The organism is Nocardia jinanensis, from assembly GCF_014645735.1.
Taxonomy (GTDB): domain Bacteria; phylum Actinomycetota; class Actinomycetes; order Mycobacteriales; family Mycobacteriaceae; genus Nocardia; species Nocardia jinanensis.
In genome coordinates this window covers 209,115-225,900 of sequence record NZ_BMMH01000008.1, presented here as the reverse complement: position 1 = coordinate 225,900, position 16,786 = coordinate 209,115, and the positions used below count along the sequence as shown (strand labels likewise).

Here is a 16,786-nt window from a genome sequence, read left to right as displayed (position 1 = left end):
ATCCGCCCCTCAGCCGACCCGGATAGGCACATTGGCCCACCCGGCGACATTGGTGACCGTCGCCCGGCGCAGGCCGGCCCGATCGAGCGCGTATTCGGGCATCACATCCAGTAGCGCGTCCAGCGCGATCCGGCCCTCCAGCCTGGCCAGGGCGGCGCCGAGGCAACTGTGGATGCCGTACCCGAAGCCGAGGTTGTGCCCGGAATGCGGCCGGTCGATATCGAACCGGCCGGCATCGGGGAACGCCTGGTCGTCGCGGGTGGCCGAGGCGAGCAACATCAGCACATAGCTGCCCTGGGGGATGGTCCTGTCGTGTAGCTGTACATCGTGCAGCGTGTAGCGCAGGTCGTATTGGACAGGCCCGTCGTAGCGCAGCACTTCTTCGAACGCCGCGGGGATCTTCGATCGATCGGTGCGCAGTGCACGCCACTGCTCGGGGTGATCGGCGAAGAGTACGGCGGCGATGCCGACGAGTTTGGCGACTGTTTCGGCGCCCGCGCCGCCCAGCGGCGAGATGAATCCGGCGATCTCGATATCGGTCAGCGCAGTTTTCGTCCCGTCATCGCGGTCGACTTCGGCCGCGATGAGGTGGCTGATCATGTCCTCCCGTGGGCGGGCACGTCGTTCCAGGATCAGTTCGAAGTAGTAGCGACCGGCTTCCTGGATCGCCTCCGCCGCTTCGGGACGCATTCCGGTGGCCCCGGGCCGGCGTTCCAGCGGGAGTGCGTGCAACTCGCGTAGCCGAACTCGCCCGCGTCATGCCGATCATGCGTGAACTCATCCGGCCGATGGTCGAGGGTGCCGACGCCGATATCGTCGCCGCGGCGATCGTCCGGCTGGCGGCCTGTCACTACGTCATCCGGGGTGAGGACCGGGGGTCTTTCCTCGCGCAATTGAGGCATGTGGCGGGCATCCCACCGGCGGGCCTGGAAATAGATAGTTAGCCTATGTAATAATATTTCGGTGCAGCCGAACCCGGTAACCGATGTGGACGACACCGTCGTCGATCTGCTGGTCACCGCGGGTCGGCTCACGCGTGCGGCGGGAACGCTCAGTGTCGACGACCTGCCGCGCGCCACCGTGCGCGCACTGGCAGTGCTCGAGGAACACGGTTCGCTGCGGGTCAGCGAATTCGCTCGTATCGATCGCACATCGCAACCCACCGCGACCGCTCTCATCGCCCGGCTGGTGGGGGAGGGATACGCCTCCCGCCACCGTGACCCGGACGATTCGCGCGCGGTCGTCGTACAACTCACGCCGGCCGGGCATGCCCGGCTCGCCGCCACCCGCGCGTCCATGCGCGAGGCGCTGTCCGGCCCACTACCCGGATTCGACGCCGAACGCCTGACCGGACTCGCAGCCGATCTACGGGAGCTACTGGCGGCGATCCGGGAGTCGGCCGGGAACCACACGCAATCGAGGAAACACTGATGAGCATCACGACCAGGACGGACACCGAGCCGGATCGACACAGCACATCGACCGGGCAGCCGAAGGCGGTCTGGGCCGTCGCCTTCGCCAGCGTTATCGCGTTCATGGGCATCGGCCTGGTCGATCCGATTCTCAAACCCATCGGTGAACAGCTCGATGCCTCGCCTTCGCAGGTATCGCTGCTGTTCACCAGCTATATGCTCGTCACCGGCGTCGCCATGCTGGTCACGGGTGTGGTCTCCAGCCGATTCGGCGCGAAGAAGACGCTGCTCGCCGGCCTGACACTGATCATCATCTTCGCGGCGCTGGCGGGTTGTTCGGGCACGGTCGGGCAGATCGTCGGATTCCGCGCGGGCTGGGGTCTGGGCAACGCGCTGTTCATCGCGACCGCGCTGGCCACCATCGTCGGCGCCGCCAGCGGCGGGGTCGCCCGCGCCATCATCCTCTACGAGGCCGCACTGGGTATCGGTATCGCCACCGGGCCGCTGCTGGGCGGTGTGCTCGGCGGCATCAGCTGGCGCGGCCCGTTCTTCGGCGTGTCCGTGCTGATGGCCGTCGCCTTCGTCGCGATCGTCGTCCTGCTGCCCGAGAGCCCGAAAGCCGCTCGACCGACCTCGCTGGCCGCGCCGTTCAAAGCATTGCGCCACCGCGGTCTGCTGGTCGTGAGCATCACGGCGCTGCTCTACAACTTCGGCTTCTTCACCCTGCTCGCCTACACCCCGTTCCCGCTGGATATGGGTACCTACGCGATCGGCTTCATCTTCTGCGGCTGGGGCATCCTGCTGGCCGTGGCTTCGGTGTTCTTCGCGCCGAAGCTCCAGCGCCGCTTCGGCACGTTGCCGATGATCGCGGTGGCGGTCGGTCTGTTCGCCGCCGACCTGGCGGTGATGGCCCTGTTCGCCGAGCACAAGCCGGTGCTGATCGCCGGTGTGGTCCTGGCGGGCCTGTTCCTCGGTGTGAACAACACGCTGATCACCGAGGCCGTCATGATCTCCGCTCCGGTCGAGCGCTCGACCGCGTCCGCCGCCTACAGCTTCGTCCGATTCGCCGGCGGCGCCGCCGCGCCCTGGCTGGCGGGCAAGCTCGGTGAGACCAGTGTTTCGCTGCCCTTCTGGGTGGGCGCGGTCTGCACCGCCGCGGGCGTCGCGGTGCTGCTGGCCGGCCGCTCCGCTCTCGCCCATATAGACGACCACGACCCGGCCCCGCACAGTGTGGAAGAGGCACAGGCCATCACGGTCGGAGACTGACCTTCACGAGAGGTCGCCCGCGGGTCCCGCCGACAGGCGGGGCCCGCTTTTCGTGACCGCCGGGCGAACCTGCCCGGCGTAGGGTCGGGGGGTATGACCGATGCACAGCGAGACGAGGTCCGGGTCGAGACCATCCAGAAGCGGGTCCGCGTTCATCTCGGCGGCCACCTGGTCGCCGATACCGTGCGGCCGGCATTGGTGTGGGAGAACCCCCATTACCCGGCCTACTACATCCCGGCCGCCGATATCCGCGCGAAACTCGAAGCCGACGGCAGCACCCGTACCTCGGCGAGCCGCGGCGAGGGCACCGGATACGCCGTCGTCGTCGACGGCACCACGGCCCCCGGCGCCGCACTCCAGTACTCGCAATCACCCCGGTTGCGCGATCTGGTGCGGTTGGACTGGGACGCGATGGACGAATGGTTCGAGGAGGACGAGCCGATCTACGTCCACCCGCGCAGCCCCTACACGCGGGTGGACGTTCTGGCGAGTTCCCGGCACGTGCGGGTGGAACTCGACGGTGTGACGGTGGCCGATTCACGGTCGCCGCGGATCCTGTTCGAAACCGGCCTGCCCGCCCGGTTCTACCTGCCGCTCACCGATATCCGGATGGATCTGCTGCGGCCTTCCGAGACCCACACCAGCTGCCCGTACAAGGGCAATGCCGATTACTGGAACATCCGGGTCGGCGAAACCGAATATCCGGACCTGGTGTGGATCTATCGCACCCCTACACCGGAGAGCCAGAAGATCGCGGGGCTGGCCTGCTTCTACAACGAGAAGGTCGATATGTATGTCGACGGAGAGTTGCAGGAGCGGCCGCGGACACCGTTCGGGTGAGGAACCAGGGGCGCCTCGCTCCAGGGTGATCGTCCGCGGCCCACCTCACCGGGCCGGTCACAGGGCCAGCGTGGCGGCGGCGGGGACGAGGTACAGGAGGTACAGGAGGGGCAGGAGTAGTAGGTCCGCCGCACACTCACGTACCACAAAGTACGTTCTTGCGCGGTTACTTCCAAGGTGGTCGACTTCATCCATGATCACCGAGTACATCCGGTACCGCGTCAGCGATCCGGCCGCGTTCGAGGACGCGTACCGGCGGGCCGCCGTATCACTGCAGTCCTCGCCGTACTGCCGGACCTACGACCTGGACCGGTGCGTCGAGGATCCCGGAACCTATATCCTCCGGCTCACCTGGACTTCGGCGAGCGATCATCTGGAGAAGTTCCGCGACAGTCCCCAGTTCCGCGCGTTCTTCGCCGAGATCAAGGACTATGTGACCGGTATCGAGGAGATGCGGCACTACGAGCCGGTTGCCCTGGTCCCGTCGCTGTACGAGTGGGCCGGTGGCGCCCCGGCGTTCGAGAGACTCTTCTCGGCCTTCTACGACCGGGTCCCCGAAGATCCGGTGCTGGCCCCGGTGTTCGAGGGAATGCATCCCGATCACGCGAAGCATGTGGCCGCGTGGCTGGGGGAGGTCTTCGGGGGTCCCACCGTGTATTCCGATCGCCACGGCGGTCATCAGCACATGATCTCCCGGCACCGGGGCCGGGCGCTTACCGAGGAACAGCGTCAGCGCTGGATGAGCCTGTTGATCGACACCGCCGACCAGGTGGGGCTGCCCGCCGACGCCGAGTTCCGGTCGGCCTTCGTGGGATATCTGGAATGGGGCACCCGCATGGCTCTGCTCTTCTCCGGCCCGGATGCCCCGGACTCCGCCGGCGAACCCACCCCCGCCTGGGGCTGGGGTGAGGTGCGTCCGTGGCCCCGGGGCTGACCGCCTACCGGATCTGCTGAGTTCGTCCGGGTTTCGGACTTCTCTCCGCACGGTTCACCAATGCCCACGCCCCGTCCGCCGGGCCATGGCGATACGTCCCGCCAATCGAGCCGGCCGGCAGCGGTTCCAGGCCGCCGACAAGCCCGCCCACGAATTCGCGGGCGGGCCCTTGGTTCGTCAGCCGGCCGAATCGACGGTGTGGGGTATCTCGGCGAGGGTGCCGATCCGGGCCAACGCGTCCGTGACGATCCGGTCGATCAACTCCTGGCAGGTCGGCAGATCTTCCAGGATCCCGCTCACCTGTCCCGCCGCCAGCACCCCGGCCTCGGTGTTGCCTTCGACCAGTCCGGCGCGCAAGAGCATCGGGGTATTGGCCGCCATGATCACCTGAGACCAGGTGAGGTCCTTGGCCTTGCGCATGGCCAGGCCGTCGCGGACCAGCGTGGACCACTTCATCCCGGTCATACTCTTGAATTTGGCCGCATTACCCACGGCGGCGGTCAGGCCGCGGACGCGCCCCAAGTTCTCCAGCTTCTGCACGAGCTCGGTGTTGAGCACCCGGTGCGGCATACCGTCGACCTTGGTGGACACCACGGTTTCGCCCAGTTGGCGGCGCAGGTATTCCTGTTTCACCGAATCCGGGACGCTGCTCTCCTGCGTGAGCAGGAAGCGGGTGCCCATGGCGACACCGGCGGCGCCGTAGGCGAGGGCGGCGGCGAGGCCGCGCCCGTCGAAGAAACCGCCGGCCGCGATCACCGGGATATCGACCGCGTCCAGGACCGACGGCAGCAGCAGGGTGGTCGCGACAGGGCCGGTGTGCCCGCCGCCTTCACCGCCCTGTACGACTACCGCGTCGGCGCCCCAGGCGGCGACCTTCACCGCGTGTTTGGCGGCGCCGATCGACGGGACCACCACGACGCCCGCGTCTTTCAGCTTCGCGATGAGGTCTTTCTTCGGCGCCAGGGCGAAGGAGGCGACCTTCACGTTCTCGCGGATGAGCAGGTCGATCCGCTCGGGTGCGTCCGAGGCGTCGGCGCGGATGTTCACGCCGAAAGGTTTATCGGTCTGCGCCTTGGTTTTGGCGATGGCCGCTTCCAGCTCGTCGTAGGTCATGGTGGCCGAGGCCAGAATGCCCAGTCCGCCGGCATTGGAGGTGGCCGAAACCAGGCCGGGGCCCGCGACCCAGCCCATTCCGGTCTGCACGACGGGATGCTCGATCCCGACCAGCTCGGTCAGCGGGGTCCGCAGCCGGGGAGTCACCGCGGGACCTCCCTGTCGCGGATCTTCTTCGGGTCCAGGACCTCACGGATGATCCGCAGTTCCTCGGCGGTCGGCAGGCGGGTCTCCCCGGCGGTGCCCAGGTCGGCGATCTCGAACGAAGTGTTCTCCGCGACCTCGTCGGCGGTGACCCCGGGATGCAGGCTCAGCGCCCGCATGGTGTGGTCCGGGCCGTTGAAATCGAAAACACCCAGGTTGCTGACCACCCGGTGGAGGTGGTGGAAACGGAAGGCCGGGTTGCCGGGGTCGACCTTGTCGTAGCCGATACCGGCGACGATATCCACCTTCTCGCCGAACACTCGTTTGGTGTGGCGGCCGATCCAGTAGCTGGTCGGATGGTTGATGGTGTTGCCGGGCGCCCCGCGCACACCGAACATCTGCCGGGTCGGCTGCTGTAGCGGGCCGAAAGCCGAGAGGTTCTGGTTGCCGTAGCGGTCGATCTGGTTGGCGCCCATGACCACATGACGGCGGCCCGAGGCCAGCACATCGAAGACCCTGCGGAACGGGATCCAGCCCTCCACCGGCGCCTTACCGCCGATGGGCGGGGTTTCGGCGAGGAAGAACGCCTCGCCGTCGGAGAGCAGCAGATCGGGTTCGAAGGTGAGTTTCGCCAGCCGCGCGCCCAGTTGTGCCATCGGTGACATCGGGCTGGCGAAGATCTCCCCGGCGCCGCGGAAGATCTCGGCGCAGGCGATCGCGCACACCTCGGCCCGGGTGCTGGTTTCGGTGCTGGTCACTGCTCCTCCTCGAATCGCGCGACGGCGGCCTGGTAGTCGTCCTCGGAGCCGCTGAGGTAGGTGGCTACGAAGGTTTTCCAGGTCTCCGGTGAACCCGCTGCCTCGACGTAGTGCCGCTGGAATTTCTCGTCCCGCCCGTAGCTTTCGCCGCCCAGGGTGAAGTGCGCGCCGTTCGGTGCCTCGACCACCGCGTCGACCATCATGCGGTTGAGCAGTAGTGCCTGCTGGGGAACGGTTTTCACCAGTTCCTCGGTCTCCACGACACGTTCGACCGAGAGGTAGCGCTTCTCGGCGGCCAGGCAGAACAGGTCGTCCATGTAGGGGTCCACGCCCTGGTAGGCCGCATTACCGTGTGCGTCGCCGATATTCAGGTGCACCAGTGCCGCGTCGAGATTCAGCGCGGGCATCGCGATCAGGGTTTCCGTCCGCCCGTCCGGACCCGGATAGGGCGAGGCGACTGTCTGTAGTTCGCCGTCCCAGAAGTTGGGTACATCCGACCCCAGGCCTGCCCGGATCGGCAGGAACGGCAGCCGGGCCGCGGCTGCCTCGAGCCCACATTTGAGCATGCCCTCGTCCATTTCCCGCGCGACGATCTGCCCGGAGGTACGGGCCTTCGCGAACCAGGGGTCGTAGAACGGCGCCGAGTCGAGGGAGACGAAGCCGTAGTAGGCCTTGCGGACCTTCCCGGCCGAGAGCAGCAGCCCCAGGTCGGGGCCGCCGTAGGTGACCACCGTGAGGTCGGTGACATCCGATCGCAGCAGCGCGCGCACCAGGGCCATCGGCTTACGCCGCGATCCCCAGCCGCCGATCCCGATGGTCATACCGCTGCGCAGTTCGCCGACGATCTCGTCCAGCGTTTTCCGCTTGTCTCGCATGGTTTTCCGCTCCATGTCAGTTCTTGTCCTTCTGCGCCGCCAGATCGTCGTCGAAACGCTCGCGGATCTCGTCGGAGGCGCCCGAGAGGTTCAGTTCGAAGGTGAACCCCTGTTCGAAGCGATAGCTGCGGTGCACGTCCTGTAGGTCGATACCGTTGAGCGCGCGTTTGGCGGCCCGGATGACCCGGCCGTCCTTGGCCGCGATGTCCTTGGCGACCTCGAGCGCGGCGGCGTCGAGCTCTTCGCGCGGGACCACCTTGAGCACTGAACCGAAATGGTGCAGCTGCTGCGCGGTGGCGGTGCTCGCGGTGAAGAAGAGCGCGCGCATGAGGTGCTGGGGGACCAGCCGGGAGAGGTGGGTGGCGGCGCCCAGGGCGCCGCGGTCGACCTCGGGCAGGCCGAAGGTCGCGTCCTCGGAGGCGATGATGATGTCGGAATTGCCGACCAGGCCGATACCGCCGCCGAGGCAGAAGCCCTGGACCGCGGTGATCACCGGGACCGGGCAGTCGTAGACCGCGCCGAACGCCTCGAAACATCCGTGATTGGCGTCGATGAGCGCCTGATGCCCGGGTTTGCGCTGGATCTCCTTGATATCGACCCCCGCGTTGAAGCCGCGGTTCTCGGCGCGCAGCACCACCACGCGGGTCTGCGGGTCGCGCCCGGCGGCGCGGATCTCGTCGGCGAGGGTGAACCAGCCGTCCGAGGGTATGGCGTTGACCGGCGGATAGTCGACCGTGACCACGGCGATACCGGCGGATTCCGAATGGCGCTTGATCCCCATCGCGTATCCCATCTCGCATCTCGAGCATCTTGGCTAAGCAAGCAATTGCTTGGTAGGTTAACACGGTGGCACTCGAAATCGACCTGTCCGATCGCGTCGTTCTGGTAACCGGCGGCGTCCGCGGCGTCGGCGCCGGGATCAGTCGCGTCCTGCTGGCCGCGGGTGCGACGGTGGTGGCATGTGCCCGCCGCCCCGGCGATATCCCGGTCGAGGTGGACGGGCGTGGTATCGACTTCCTGCCGTGCGATGTGCGCGACGCGGAGGCGGTGGGGGAGATGATCGCCGAGATCGTCCGGCGCCACGGCCGGCTGGACCACGCGGTCAACAACGCCGGGGGAGCGCCCTACGCTCTGGCGCAGGACGCCAGCCCCAAATTCCACACCAAGATCATCGAGCTGAACCTGCTCTCGGCCCTGCACGTCGCGCAGGCGGCGCACGCGGTGATCAGCCGGCAGGAAGAAGGCGGATCGATCGTCAACATCTCCAGCCTCAGCGGCCACCGCCCCTCGCCGGGAACAGCGGCCTATGGTGCGGCGAAGGCCGGGGTCGACTCGCTCACGGTTTCCCTCGCGGCCGAATGGGCGCCGAAGGTCCGCATCAACTCATTGATCGTCGGCGCGGTGGAAACCGAATTGAGCGCGCTGCACTACGGTGACGCCGACGGAGTGGCCGCCGTCGGGCGGACCATCCCGATGGGCCGGCTGGCCCGGCCCGAGGATGTCGGCAACGGGGTGGCCTTCCTGCTCTCCCCCCTGGCCGGATACATCTCCGGAGCGACCCTGCAGATCCACGGCGGCGGCGAACCCCCCGCCTTCCTGTCGGTCGCGACCGCCACTCACCCCGGTGACACGGCGAAGACCTGACCCGGCCCAGCTCGAACAGATATCGACCATCGACGATAGGAACGGATATGGCAACCGAGGGCATCTGCGCCGGACGGATCGTGATCATCACCGGTGCCGGCCGGGGTATCGGCCGGGCACACGCTCTGGCCTTCGCCGCCGAGGGCGCGAAGGTCGTGGTGAACGATCTCGGATCCACCCTCAGCGGTGAATCGACCGCGGAAACTCCCGCCGAACAGGTGGTCTCGGAGATCCGCGCGGCCGGAGGCGAAGCTGTCGCCAACGGCGACGACGTCGCGAGCTGGGAGGGTGCGCAGCGCCTCGTCCAGCAGGCAGTGGACACCTTCGGTGGCTTGGACGTCCTGGTCAACAACGCCGGATTCGTCCGCGACCGTATGCTGGTCAACCTCGCCGAGGAGGAATGGGATTCGGTTGTCCGAGTTCACCTCAAAGGCCATTTCGCCACCATGCGCCATGCCGCCGCGTACTGGCGTGCCGAATCGAAGGCCGGTCGCGCGGTCGACGCCCGGATCATCAACACCAGCTCGGGCGCCGGTCTGCAGGGCAGCGTCGGCCAGGGCAACTACGGCGCCGCCAAGGCGGGTATCGCCGGTCTCACCCTCACCGCCGCAGCCGAATTCGGCCGCTACGGCGTCACAGTGAACGCGATCGCCCCGTCGGCGCGGACCCGGATGACCGAAACCGTCTTCGCCGATATGATGGCCGCGCCGGAGGACGGATTCGACGCTATGGCGCCGGAGAACATCTCGCCGATCGTGGTGTGGCTGGGCAGTACCGAATCGGCGGGTGTCACCGGCCGGATGTTCGAGGTCGAGGGCGGCCGTCTCGCACTGGGCGAGGGCTGGCGGCACGGGGTTCCGGTCGACCGGGGCGCCCGGTGGAATCCCGCCGAACTCGGCACCGTGGTCTCGGAGCTGATCGCGAAGGGCGTGACTCCGGAACCCGTATACGGAGCGTAAGGGCCCGCACAGCCCGACGGGCCCGTCCCGCTGCCGGTCGGCGGCGGGACGGGCTTTTTTCTGTAGCGGCCCCGGGTCCCCAGCTACTGGAGCGGCTGCCGGGTGAATGTGATCTATCCCATGGTTCAGCCGTCGCCGTCCGCGATGTACTGCCGCTCGAACAGCGGATAGACCTTACCGTCCCCTCGAGGTTGTCGCTTCATCATGCACCGGCGAGTTTGCTGGTTTACCATGAGCAACCATCTATTCGTTCGGCCTGGAAGGCGTCATCGCCGGGCGAATCCGCAATATCGATCAAGGGGTTGACTGGCGCATGGCCGTGGGTCGCATCAAGCGATTGCTCGCAGTAGCCGGAGCGGCCGGATGCCTGGGACTACTCGGGGGACCGGCGCTCGCCCAAGCGAACCCGGGACGGGGATCGGTACCCGAACAGGGGCCGACCGGTAGCGGCGGTATCGCCCCACCGGGGCCGGGCGCGGGAGAACCCGCCGACGGCGGTGGAGCGCTCGCCATCCCGTCCCCCGGCGAACCGGCCGGACCGCAACCCACGATCGAAACAGCGCCGCCCACCGGTCTCGGGACGGGCAGTAGTGCTCCGGCACCGGTGGGTGATCCGCCCGCAGGCGACGCCGGTACCGGCAGCCGCGGCCCGGACTCGGGGGAGATCGCGCAGTGGCAGCGGCTGGGGATCCCCGGCCGTGTCGCGGAGACCGAAACAGTCGATACCGGCGAACCTTCGGAGATCGCTGCTCCGCAACCGGATCCGGCGCCGATCGCCGAACCGGTCGGCCTGGGGACGGCTCTCGGCACCATTCTCGCCACCGGTTCGGCCGCGGTGGGCTCCGCCGCCGCACCACTGGGCGCGACCGGATCCGCTGCGCTCGGTGTGGGTTCGGCCGCGCTGGGCACGGGTTCGGCTGCCGTGGGTTCGGCCGGTATCGGGGTGGGCGTGACCGGTTCGGCCGCGCTCGGCACGGGTTCGGCTGCCGTGGGTTCGGCCGGTATCGGGGCGCTCGGTACCGGTTCCGCGGCTACGGGTTCGGCCGGAACCGGAGTGCTGGGCACCGGTTCGGCTGCTCTCGGTTCCGCCGCCGTCGGTTCCGCGGCGACCGGTTCGGCCGCCGCGGGTTCGGCGGCCACTGGTTCGGCCGCGCTCGGTTCCGCCGGAGTGGGCTCGGCGGCACCACTTCTCCTGCTGCTCCTGCCGGTACCTCCGTTGCCGGCCCCTCCGGTCGGACCACCGCTGGCCCTGCCGGCGCCCGGCGTGGGTGGCGGTGCGGGTATGCCGGTGTTCGGTGTCGCCGCCCCGGTACCCGCGGTGGGTATTCCCGGTGCGCCCGCCCCCGGCGGGGCCGCACCGTCGATCGTCGCCGCGCCGCCGAATCACGCGGTGCGCCCGACGAATGCGGAGGGTCTGCTGCCCGAACCCAAGGTGCTGTCGGTGATCGGCGGGCTGATCGCGCTGGCCATCGCCGGGACCGGATCGGCCGTGATGAGTTACCAGAGTGCCGCGCAGGCGCAGGCGCGGGTCGATGCCGCGCGCGCCGAATTCTTCGGAACGGGTGCGTGATCGCGATGACGCAGAGCCGGACACAGAGCGCGCGGGCCTATCGCCGGGTGGCCGCCGCGGTCGACGCGGTATGCGCGGTCGCCGCGGACGCGGACGCCACCACCCTCGCGGAGGTCGTGGAAGCGGTGGCCGCCGAACGCGGCCGCCCGATCGAGATCGCCGATGCCGACCTCGGCCCCGGAGTCTGCGGACAGCGGCGTTACTACCCGAACAAGGACATCATCGTGCTGGCCAGCACGTTGCCGAGCCGCGACCATACGCTGGCCCACGAACTGGGGCATATCGTTTTCGATCACGAAGGCGCACCTGCCCCCGAGGTGACTCTCGAGGTGAGCGACGAACTCATCGCGTACATGCTGAGTCAGCGCGCTCATCAGACCGCGCTCGAGGACGGCGCGGACGATCAGGCCGAATGGGAGGCCGAAACTTTCGCCGCCATGCTGATGACGCGGCTGCGCGTGTTCAACAGCCGGGGCGCGGGCGTCTCGGTCCTTCGATTCGATGAGGCTCTGGGATGACGTTCTGGTTGACCGCCCTGATCGTCTGGATCGCCGCGGGTGCGCGGGTGGGACGGGTGCTCGTCAAACCCGCGACCACCGCGCGGGTGGCGATAGTGGTGGCCGTCTCGGCCGTCGCGCTGGCCTGCACCGCCGCCGTTCCCGATATCGCGCTGGCCCTCGACAACCTGCTGCCCGGTGGGTTGCCGCCGGGCAGGCTCTCCGAGGGATCGGTGGTCTCCGCGTGGCTGCTGTTCGCCGCCGCGACCTCGGTCGTCGCCTCGGCGGCCTGGCCTGTGGTTTCGCGCCGGAATCTGCGCCAGATCGCCGGGGGTATATACGGCACCTGGCTTTTCGCCGTCGCCGCGACGTTGAGTACCTCGTTCACCGCGGGCTGGGTGGTGACCGGGCTGGCCGGGATGTTCGTCGTAGTGACCGGCCTGCGCAATCTGAGCTGGACCGCGCTCGGCCGGGGTATCGCCGTCTATGTGACAGGCACCGTTCTGGTGGTGGTGCTGGCTGCCGGTCAGGTGCAGCGCGATGTCATCGGCGCTACCCGGCCCGGTTCGGGTGAGCCGGGCTGGGCCTGGCCTTTCTGGCAGCTGGCCGCGCTGCTCATCGCCTTCGGCGCGGTGTGGATCGTGGTCGAGATGTGGGTGCGCGCACGATTGCTGCTGCGCCGCGTGCGTACATTGCACAACGTGTTGGTGAAACGTTTCCCGGAGGTCGTCGGAGAGGAAACCGGGACTTCGACCCAACTCAGAGCTTCCGATCGAGTGGCCCAGATCATGGACGCTCTGTATCTGCAGTCCGGTGGTGGTGTCGAGATCGCCGCTGCCGGAGAGCCTCCCGCCGCGGTGGCCGCGCGCGCCGAACGGGTCGCGCAGTGGGCACGCCATCCGCTCGGCCGGGCGGTGGTGGATTCGCGGTGGATCGCCCCGCCCGAGGGCATCAGCCCGCGCGGCTGGGTGCGGGCGATCGCGGCGGCCTTCGAGGCACAGCCGGAAACTGCAGAACGCCCCGGAGCCTCCATTCGTTAGTTGCCCGGGGTGTGCGGTATGTCCGTTACGTCACTGTGATTAAGTCCGGCGAGGGCCGCGAAATCGTGCCGAGCGGTCGGTCTGCATTCTTCCGTACCGCAGATGTTCAGGCACGCTGATACCTACACCGAAGAATTCATGCCGACCGTGGGAACACGGTGTACGGATTTCTACCGCACAGGCGTCGGCGCGGTGCGACCCCACTTGGGGATCGCACCGCGCCGACGATGTCTACTATTCGGTGCCGTCCGGAGGAATTTCGGGCAAGCCCTCGCTTGCGCGCAGTTTCTCCGCCATGGAGGTGAGCAGATTCTGCGACTCCTCCGACAGGTCGAACGCCCGGCTGGACAGCCGGCGCAGACCGTAACCCTGTAGCTGCGATAGGAGTTCCAGATCGTGGTCGATCTTCGCGGCGTAGATGTCGTTGAAGAAGTAGTCGGGCTTCACCTTGAAGAACTTCGCCAGCGCCGCAACCGTTTCATCGGAAGGATTCGTGCGCTGGCCCGACCGTAACTGCGACAGATACGGTTTGGAGATCGGATGACCGGATGCCGTCAGTGCTGCCGCTACCTCTGCATTGGTATGCGGCTTTCGCCCTGGGGGATGCACGGTTTCGAACAGCTTGTTCAGCCGCGCCGCGAAATCAGCCATTGTGAGCCGCCCAATTCCCTTCACTGTACTAACAGATGTTATCTCGGATACCTATCATTGATATTAGCGGCTCAGTAACTGAAAACCTACGCCTGAATCAGGATTTCCTTGAAGCTTCCAGGCACGTATCAGGTGAAGTGGACCGGGGTATCGCGTTTGCGGGTTGCCCGCACGGAACTTGTGGACCTCTGATACGGCCAGGTAGCTGCCCGTCGCGGGGGTCTTCCCGGACGGGTGGCGAGTAGCCTCTGGATAGCTGATATCCCTCCCGTAGCCGTGTCCCGGCCATTGTGTGGCGTACGACACGTCTGCCGAAAGTTGAGATGAACGTTCAACCTACCGGGTCGAATTTGTGATGGACACAGGGCCCGTACGGTGCGGCTGTTGTCCGTACGGGCCCCGATGCACTGTTGCAATAGGGAATTCGGCCGATCTGCTACAGCCGTTCGATGATGGTTCCTGTCGCGAGTGCGCCACCGGCGCACATGAGAACCATTGCGACATTCTGATCGGAACGCTCGAGTTCGTGCAGGGCCGTGGTGATCAGACGGGACCCGGTGGAGCCGACCGGATGGCCGAGGGCGATCGCGCCACCGTTCACATTCACCCGATCGAAATCGGGCTGATGGACCTGTGCCCAGGACAATGCGACGGAAGCGAATGCCTCGTTGATCTCGAAGAGATCGATATCGCCGATGCTCATCCCGGACCGCTCCAGCAGGCGGGTGCACGCCTGGACCGGGCCGTCGAGGTGGAACTCGGGTTCGGAGCCGACCAGGCACTGGGTCACCACCCGGGCCCGCGGCCGCAAACCCTCTCGCTGCGCGGTCTTCTCGTCCATCAGTAGTACGGCCGCCGCGCCGTCGGAGATCTGCGAAGACGTTCCGGCGGTGTGGATTCCGCCTTCCAGGACCGGCTTCAGCTTCGCGAGGCTCTCCGCGCTGGTTTCGCGCAGACCCTGGTCCCGGCTGACCTCCTGCTTCTCACCGGTCGGATTCCCCTCCCTGTCGACCACCGGAGCGGTGAGGGTGAGCACCTCACGGTCGAAGCGGCCCTCGGTCCAGGCCTGCGCGGCCAGCCGCTGGGATCGTACGCCGAGGGCGTCCACGTCCGCGCGGGTGATACCGCGCCGCTTTGCGATTCGCTCGGCGGCCTCGAACTGATTGGGCATATCGATATCCCAGGAATCCGGCCGCCGCGGGCCGGCTTGATCGCCGACATTGGCGCCCAGCGGAACCTGGCTCATGGCCTCGACACCGCAGGCGACACCGATATCGATGGCGTCGGTGGCGATCAGGCCGGCGATGAGATGGTTGGCCTGCTGAGCCGAACCGCATTGGGCGTCGATGGTCGTGGCGCCCACCTGCCACGGCAGACCGGCGGCGAGCCAGGCCGTGCGGGTGATGTTGTTGGACTGTGCGCCCGCTTGGGTGACGCAGCCGCCGATGATCTGTTCGACCTTGGCGGGGTCGAGGTGGGCGCGATCCAACAGCCCACGCTGGGCGAGGCCGAGGATCTCGGCGGCGTGCAGCCCGGACAGCCAGCCGTTGCGTTTGCCGATGGGGGTGCGAGCTGCCTCGACGATAACGGGTGTGCCCATCTTGAACCTTTCGTTTCGGACATAAAACTGTAACGTGTTCCGCGCACGGCACGAGGCGGGTTCGGACCGTTTCTTTCCTCGTTCTCCCGCCTGTGCTTCAATGATTGTAGAACGTGTTTCAGTTTGTCGAAGGAGACATCTGGTGGTGGATACGCGCATGGCCCGGCCGAACCTGCCGGACGGGTTCGACGTCACGGACCCCGACATGTACATGCAGCGGATACCGGTCGAGGAGTTCGCCGAACTCCGGCGTACCGCGCCGATCTGGTGGCAGGAGAAGTCGCCGGAGGTCGGCGGGTTCCACGACGACGGCTTCTGGGTCGTCAGCAAACACGCCGATGTCAAGGAGGTGTCCCGGCGCAGTGATGTGTTCTCGACCTTCGAGAACACGGCGCTGCCGCGCTTCAACGACGATATCGAGCGTGAGCAGATCGAACTGCAGCGTTTCATCCTGCTGAATATGGACCCGCCCGAGCACACTCGGATGCGCAAGATCATCTCGCGCGGGTTCACCCCCCGGGCGATCAACTCGCTGCGGGAAGAGCTGTCGAAACGGACCGAGGCCATCGTCAAGGCGGCGGCCGAGGCGGGGTCCGGCGATTTCGTCACTCAGATCGCCTGCGAACTGCCCCTGCAGGCGATCGCCGAGCTGATCGGAGTCCCGCAGGAAGACCGGATGAAGGTGTTCACCTGGTCCAACGAGATGACCGGATACGACGATCCGGAAATCGATGTGGATCCGGTGCAGGCGTCCACCGAGCTGCTCGGTTACGCCTACATGATGGCCGAGGCCCGCAAGGCGTGCCCGGCCGACGATATCGTCACCACCCTGGTCGAAGCCGATATCGACGGCGAATCCCTCAAGTCCGAGGAGTTCGGTTTCTTCGTGATGCTGCTGGCTGTCGCGGGTAACGAGACCACCCGTAACGCCATCACCCACGGCATGATCGCCTTCCTGGAGAACCCGGACCAGTGGGAGCTCTACAAGAAGGAACGCCCGAAGACCACGGCCGACGAGATCATCCGGTGGGCCAGCCCGATCACCACCTTCCAGCGCACCGCGCTCGAGGACACCGAACTGGGCGGCGTCGAGATCAAGAAGGGCCAGCGGGTCCTGATGCTGTACCGGTCGGCGAACTTCGACGAGGACGTCTTCGAGAATCCGATGAAGTTCGACATCATGCGCGAGGACAATCCGCACGTGGCCTTCGGCGGGACGGGCGCGCACTACTGCATCGGTGCCAACCTGGCCAAACTGGAGATCGACCTGATCTTCAACGCGATCGCCGACCATATGCCCGATATCAGTAAGCTGGGCGACCCCAGGCGGCTGCGCTCGGGCTGGCTCAACGGCATCAAGGAGTTCGAGGTCGACTACAAGACCTGCCCGGTCACCGGCAAAACCGCCGGTTGACGGTGGCCTCACGCCGACAGCTCGACCCCGCACAACGGGGGTCTGTGCACAAGTGACAGGCGGGGTGGG

General features: G+C 67.1%; 18 protein-coding genes. 11 read left to right on the top strand and 7 right to left on the bottom strand.

What is annotated here, in order from left to right; genetic code table 11:
* Window positions 1-9: 9 nt before the first annotated feature.
* Window positions 10-732, bottom strand: a complete 723-nt coding sequence (locus IEY68_RS20420) for a cytochrome P450 (protein WP_058853283.1) — start codon at window positions 730-732, stop codon at window positions 10-12.
* A gap of 35 nt (window positions 733-767) precedes the next feature.
* Here IEY68_RS20420 and IEY68_RS20415 point away from each other — a divergent pair, with 35 nt between their 5' ends.
* From IEY68_RS20415 to IEY68_RS20395, 5 genes are all read left to right on the top strand, one after another.
* Window positions 768-944, top strand: coding sequence for a hypothetical protein (locus IEY68_RS20415; RefSeq protein ID WP_156426020.1), 177 nt, complete (start codon window positions 768-770; stop codon window positions 942-944).
* A 19-nt stretch (window positions 945-963) separates the two neighbouring features.
* Window positions 964-1,431: a MarR family winged helix-turn-helix transcriptional regulator gene (locus IEY68_RS20410; protein ID WP_082681120.1), complete on the top strand. Its 468-nt coding sequence runs from the start codon at window positions 964-966 to the stop codon at window positions 1,429-1,431.
* On the top strand, window positions 1,431-2,678 hold the full coding sequence (locus IEY68_RS20405) for an MFS transporter (protein ID WP_058853280.1): 1,248 nt from the start codon (window positions 1,431-1,433) through the stop codon (window positions 2,676-2,678). Before IEY68_RS20410 ends, IEY68_RS20405 begins: the two co-directional genes overlap by 1 nt.
* Window positions 2,679-2,771: 93 nt before the next feature.
* Window positions 2,772-3,518, top strand: coding sequence for a DUF427 domain-containing protein (locus IEY68_RS20400; protein WP_058853279.1), 747 nt, complete (start codon window positions 2,772-2,774; stop codon window positions 3,516-3,518).
* Window positions 3,519-3,711: 193 nt separating this feature from the next.
* Entirely contained in the window at window positions 3,712-4,452 is a 741-nt protein-coding gene (locus tag IEY68_RS20395) for a group II truncated hemoglobin (RefSeq protein WP_058853278.1), read from the top strand.
* A 177-nt stretch (window positions 4,453-4,629) separates the two neighbouring features.
* Here IEY68_RS20395 and IEY68_RS20390 read toward each other — a convergent pair whose 3' ends face one another.
* The 4 genes from IEY68_RS20390 to IEY68_RS20375 are packed head-to-tail and all read right to left on the bottom strand — an operon-like array spanning window position 4,630 to window position 8,123.
* A complete protein-coding gene (locus tag IEY68_RS20390; protein WP_058853277.1) occupies window positions 4,630-5,712 on the bottom strand; it encodes an NAD(P)H-dependent flavin oxidoreductase in 1,083 nt (360 codons plus the stop codon).
* Window positions 5,709-6,467, bottom strand: coding sequence for a CoA-transferase subunit beta (locus IEY68_RS20385; RefSeq protein WP_058853276.1), 759 nt, complete (start codon window positions 6,465-6,467; stop codon window positions 5,709-5,711). The genes IEY68_RS20390 and IEY68_RS20385 overlap by 4 nt, the downstream gene beginning before the upstream one ends.
* A complete protein-coding gene (locus IEY68_RS20380; protein WP_082681141.1) occupies window positions 6,464-7,342 on the bottom strand; it encodes a CoA transferase subunit A in 879 nt (292 codons plus the stop codon). The genes IEY68_RS20385 and IEY68_RS20380 overlap by 4 nt, the downstream gene beginning before the upstream one ends.
* Window positions 7,343-7,358: 16 nt before the next feature.
* A complete protein-coding gene (locus IEY68_RS20375; protein WP_058853441.1) occupies window positions 7,359-8,123 on the bottom strand; it encodes an enoyl-CoA hydratase family protein in 765 nt (254 codons plus the stop codon).
* A 65-nt stretch (window positions 8,124-8,188) separates the two neighbouring features.
* Between IEY68_RS20375 and IEY68_RS20370 the strand changes: the two genes are divergently transcribed.
* The 5 genes from IEY68_RS20370 (at window position 8,189) to IEY68_RS20350 (ending at window position 13,052) form a co-directional block, all read left to right on the top strand.
* On the top strand, window positions 8,189-8,986 hold the full coding sequence (locus IEY68_RS20370) for an SDR family oxidoreductase (protein WP_058853274.1): 798 nt from the start codon (window positions 8,189-8,191) through the stop codon (window positions 8,984-8,986).
* A 47-nt stretch (window positions 8,987-9,033) separates the two neighbouring features.
* A complete protein-coding gene (locus tag IEY68_RS20365; RefSeq protein ID WP_058853273.1) occupies window positions 9,034-9,945 on the top strand; it encodes an SDR family oxidoreductase in 912 nt (303 codons plus the stop codon).
* A gap of 313 nt (window positions 9,946-10,258) precedes the next feature.
* Window positions 10,259-11,515, top strand: a complete 1,257-nt coding sequence (locus IEY68_RS36825; protein ID WP_058853272.1) for a hypothetical protein — start codon at window positions 10,259-10,261, stop codon at window positions 11,513-11,515.
* Between the two features lie 5 nt (window positions 11,516-11,520).
* Window positions 11,521-12,033, top strand: a complete 513-nt coding sequence (locus IEY68_RS20355; protein WP_058853440.1) for an ImmA/IrrE family metallo-endopeptidase — start codon at window positions 11,521-11,523, stop codon at window positions 12,031-12,033.
* A complete protein-coding gene (locus IEY68_RS20350) occupies window positions 12,030-13,052 on the top strand; it encodes a hypothetical protein (RefSeq protein ID WP_058853271.1) in 1,023 nt (340 codons plus the stop codon). The genes IEY68_RS20355 and IEY68_RS20350 overlap by 4 nt, the downstream gene beginning before the upstream one ends.
* Before the next feature lie 234 nt (window positions 13,053-13,286).
* Here the strand turns inward: IEY68_RS20350 and IEY68_RS20345 are convergent, their stop codons facing one another.
* Window positions 13,287-13,703, bottom strand: a complete 417-nt coding sequence (locus IEY68_RS20345; protein ID WP_011207048.1) for a helix-turn-helix domain-containing protein — start codon at window positions 13,701-13,703, stop codon at window positions 13,287-13,289.
* A 436-nt stretch (window positions 13,704-14,139) separates the two neighbouring features.
* The gene (locus IEY68_RS20340) at window positions 14,140-15,303 is read right to left on the bottom strand and encodes a steroid 3-ketoacyl-CoA thiolase (RefSeq protein ID WP_058853270.1); all 1,164 of its coding nucleotides are present in this window, start codon (window positions 15,301-15,303) and stop codon (window positions 14,140-14,142) included.
* Window positions 15,304-15,460: 157 nt separating this feature from the next.
* Between IEY68_RS20340 and IEY68_RS20335 the strand changes: the two genes are divergently transcribed.
* The gene (locus IEY68_RS20335) at window positions 15,461-16,717 is read left to right on the top strand and encodes a cytochrome P450 (protein WP_058853269.1); all 1,257 of its coding nucleotides are present in this window, start codon (window positions 15,461-15,463) and stop codon (window positions 16,715-16,717) included.
* Window positions 16,718-16,786: the final 69 nt, after the last annotated feature.

What these genes read in the sequence shown, in the direction of transcription:
- IEY68_RS20415 (WP_156426020.1), top strand. Translation starts at nt 768, where the DNA reads ATGCGTGAACTCATCCGGCCGATGGTCGAGGGTGCCGACGCCGATATC.
- IEY68_RS20405 (WP_058853280.1), top strand. Translation starts at nt 1,431, where the DNA reads ATGAGCATCACGACCAGGACGGACACCGAGCCGGATCGACACAGCACA.
- IEY68_RS20400 (WP_058853279.1), top strand. Translation starts at nt 2,772, where the DNA reads ATGACCGATGCACAGCGAGACGAGGTCCGGGTCGAGACCATCCAGAAG.
- IEY68_RS20395 (WP_058853278.1), top strand. Translation starts at nt 3,712, where the DNA reads ATGATCACCGAGTACATCCGGTACCGCGTCAGCGATCCGGCCGCGTTC.
- IEY68_RS20380 (WP_082681141.1), bottom strand. Translation starts at nt 7,342, where the DNA reads ATGCGAGACAAGCGGAAAACGCTGGACGAGATCGTCGGCGAACTGCGC.
- IEY68_RS20375 (WP_058853441.1), bottom strand. Translation starts at nt 8,123, where the DNA reads ATGGGGATCAAGCGCCATTCGGAATCCGCCGGTATCGCCGTGGTCACG.
- IEY68_RS20365 (WP_058853273.1), top strand. Translation starts at nt 9,034, where the DNA reads ATGGCAACCGAGGGCATCTGCGCCGGACGGATCGTGATCATCACCGGT.
- IEY68_RS36825 (WP_058853272.1), top strand. Translation starts at nt 10,259, where the DNA reads ATGGCCGTGGGTCGCATCAAGCGATTGCTCGCAGTAGCCGGAGCGGCC.
- IEY68_RS20355 (WP_058853440.1), top strand. Translation starts at nt 11,521, where the DNA reads ATGACGCAGAGCCGGACACAGAGCGCGCGGGCCTATCGCCGGGTGGCC.
- IEY68_RS20350 (WP_058853271.1), top strand. Translation starts at nt 12,030, where the DNA reads ATGACGTTCTGGTTGACCGCCCTGATCGTCTGGATCGCCGCGGGTGCG.
- IEY68_RS20345 (WP_011207048.1), bottom strand. Translation starts at nt 13,703, where the DNA reads ATGGCTGATTTCGCGGCGCGGCTGAACAAGCTGTTCGAAACCGTGCAT.
- IEY68_RS20340 (WP_058853270.1), bottom strand. Translation starts at nt 15,303, where the DNA reads ATGGGCACACCCGTTATCGTCGAGGCAGCTCGCACCCCCATCGGCAAA.
- IEY68_RS20335 (WP_058853269.1), top strand. Translation starts at nt 15,461, where the DNA reads ATGGCCCGGCCGAACCTGCCGGACGGGTTCGACGTCACGGACCCCGAC.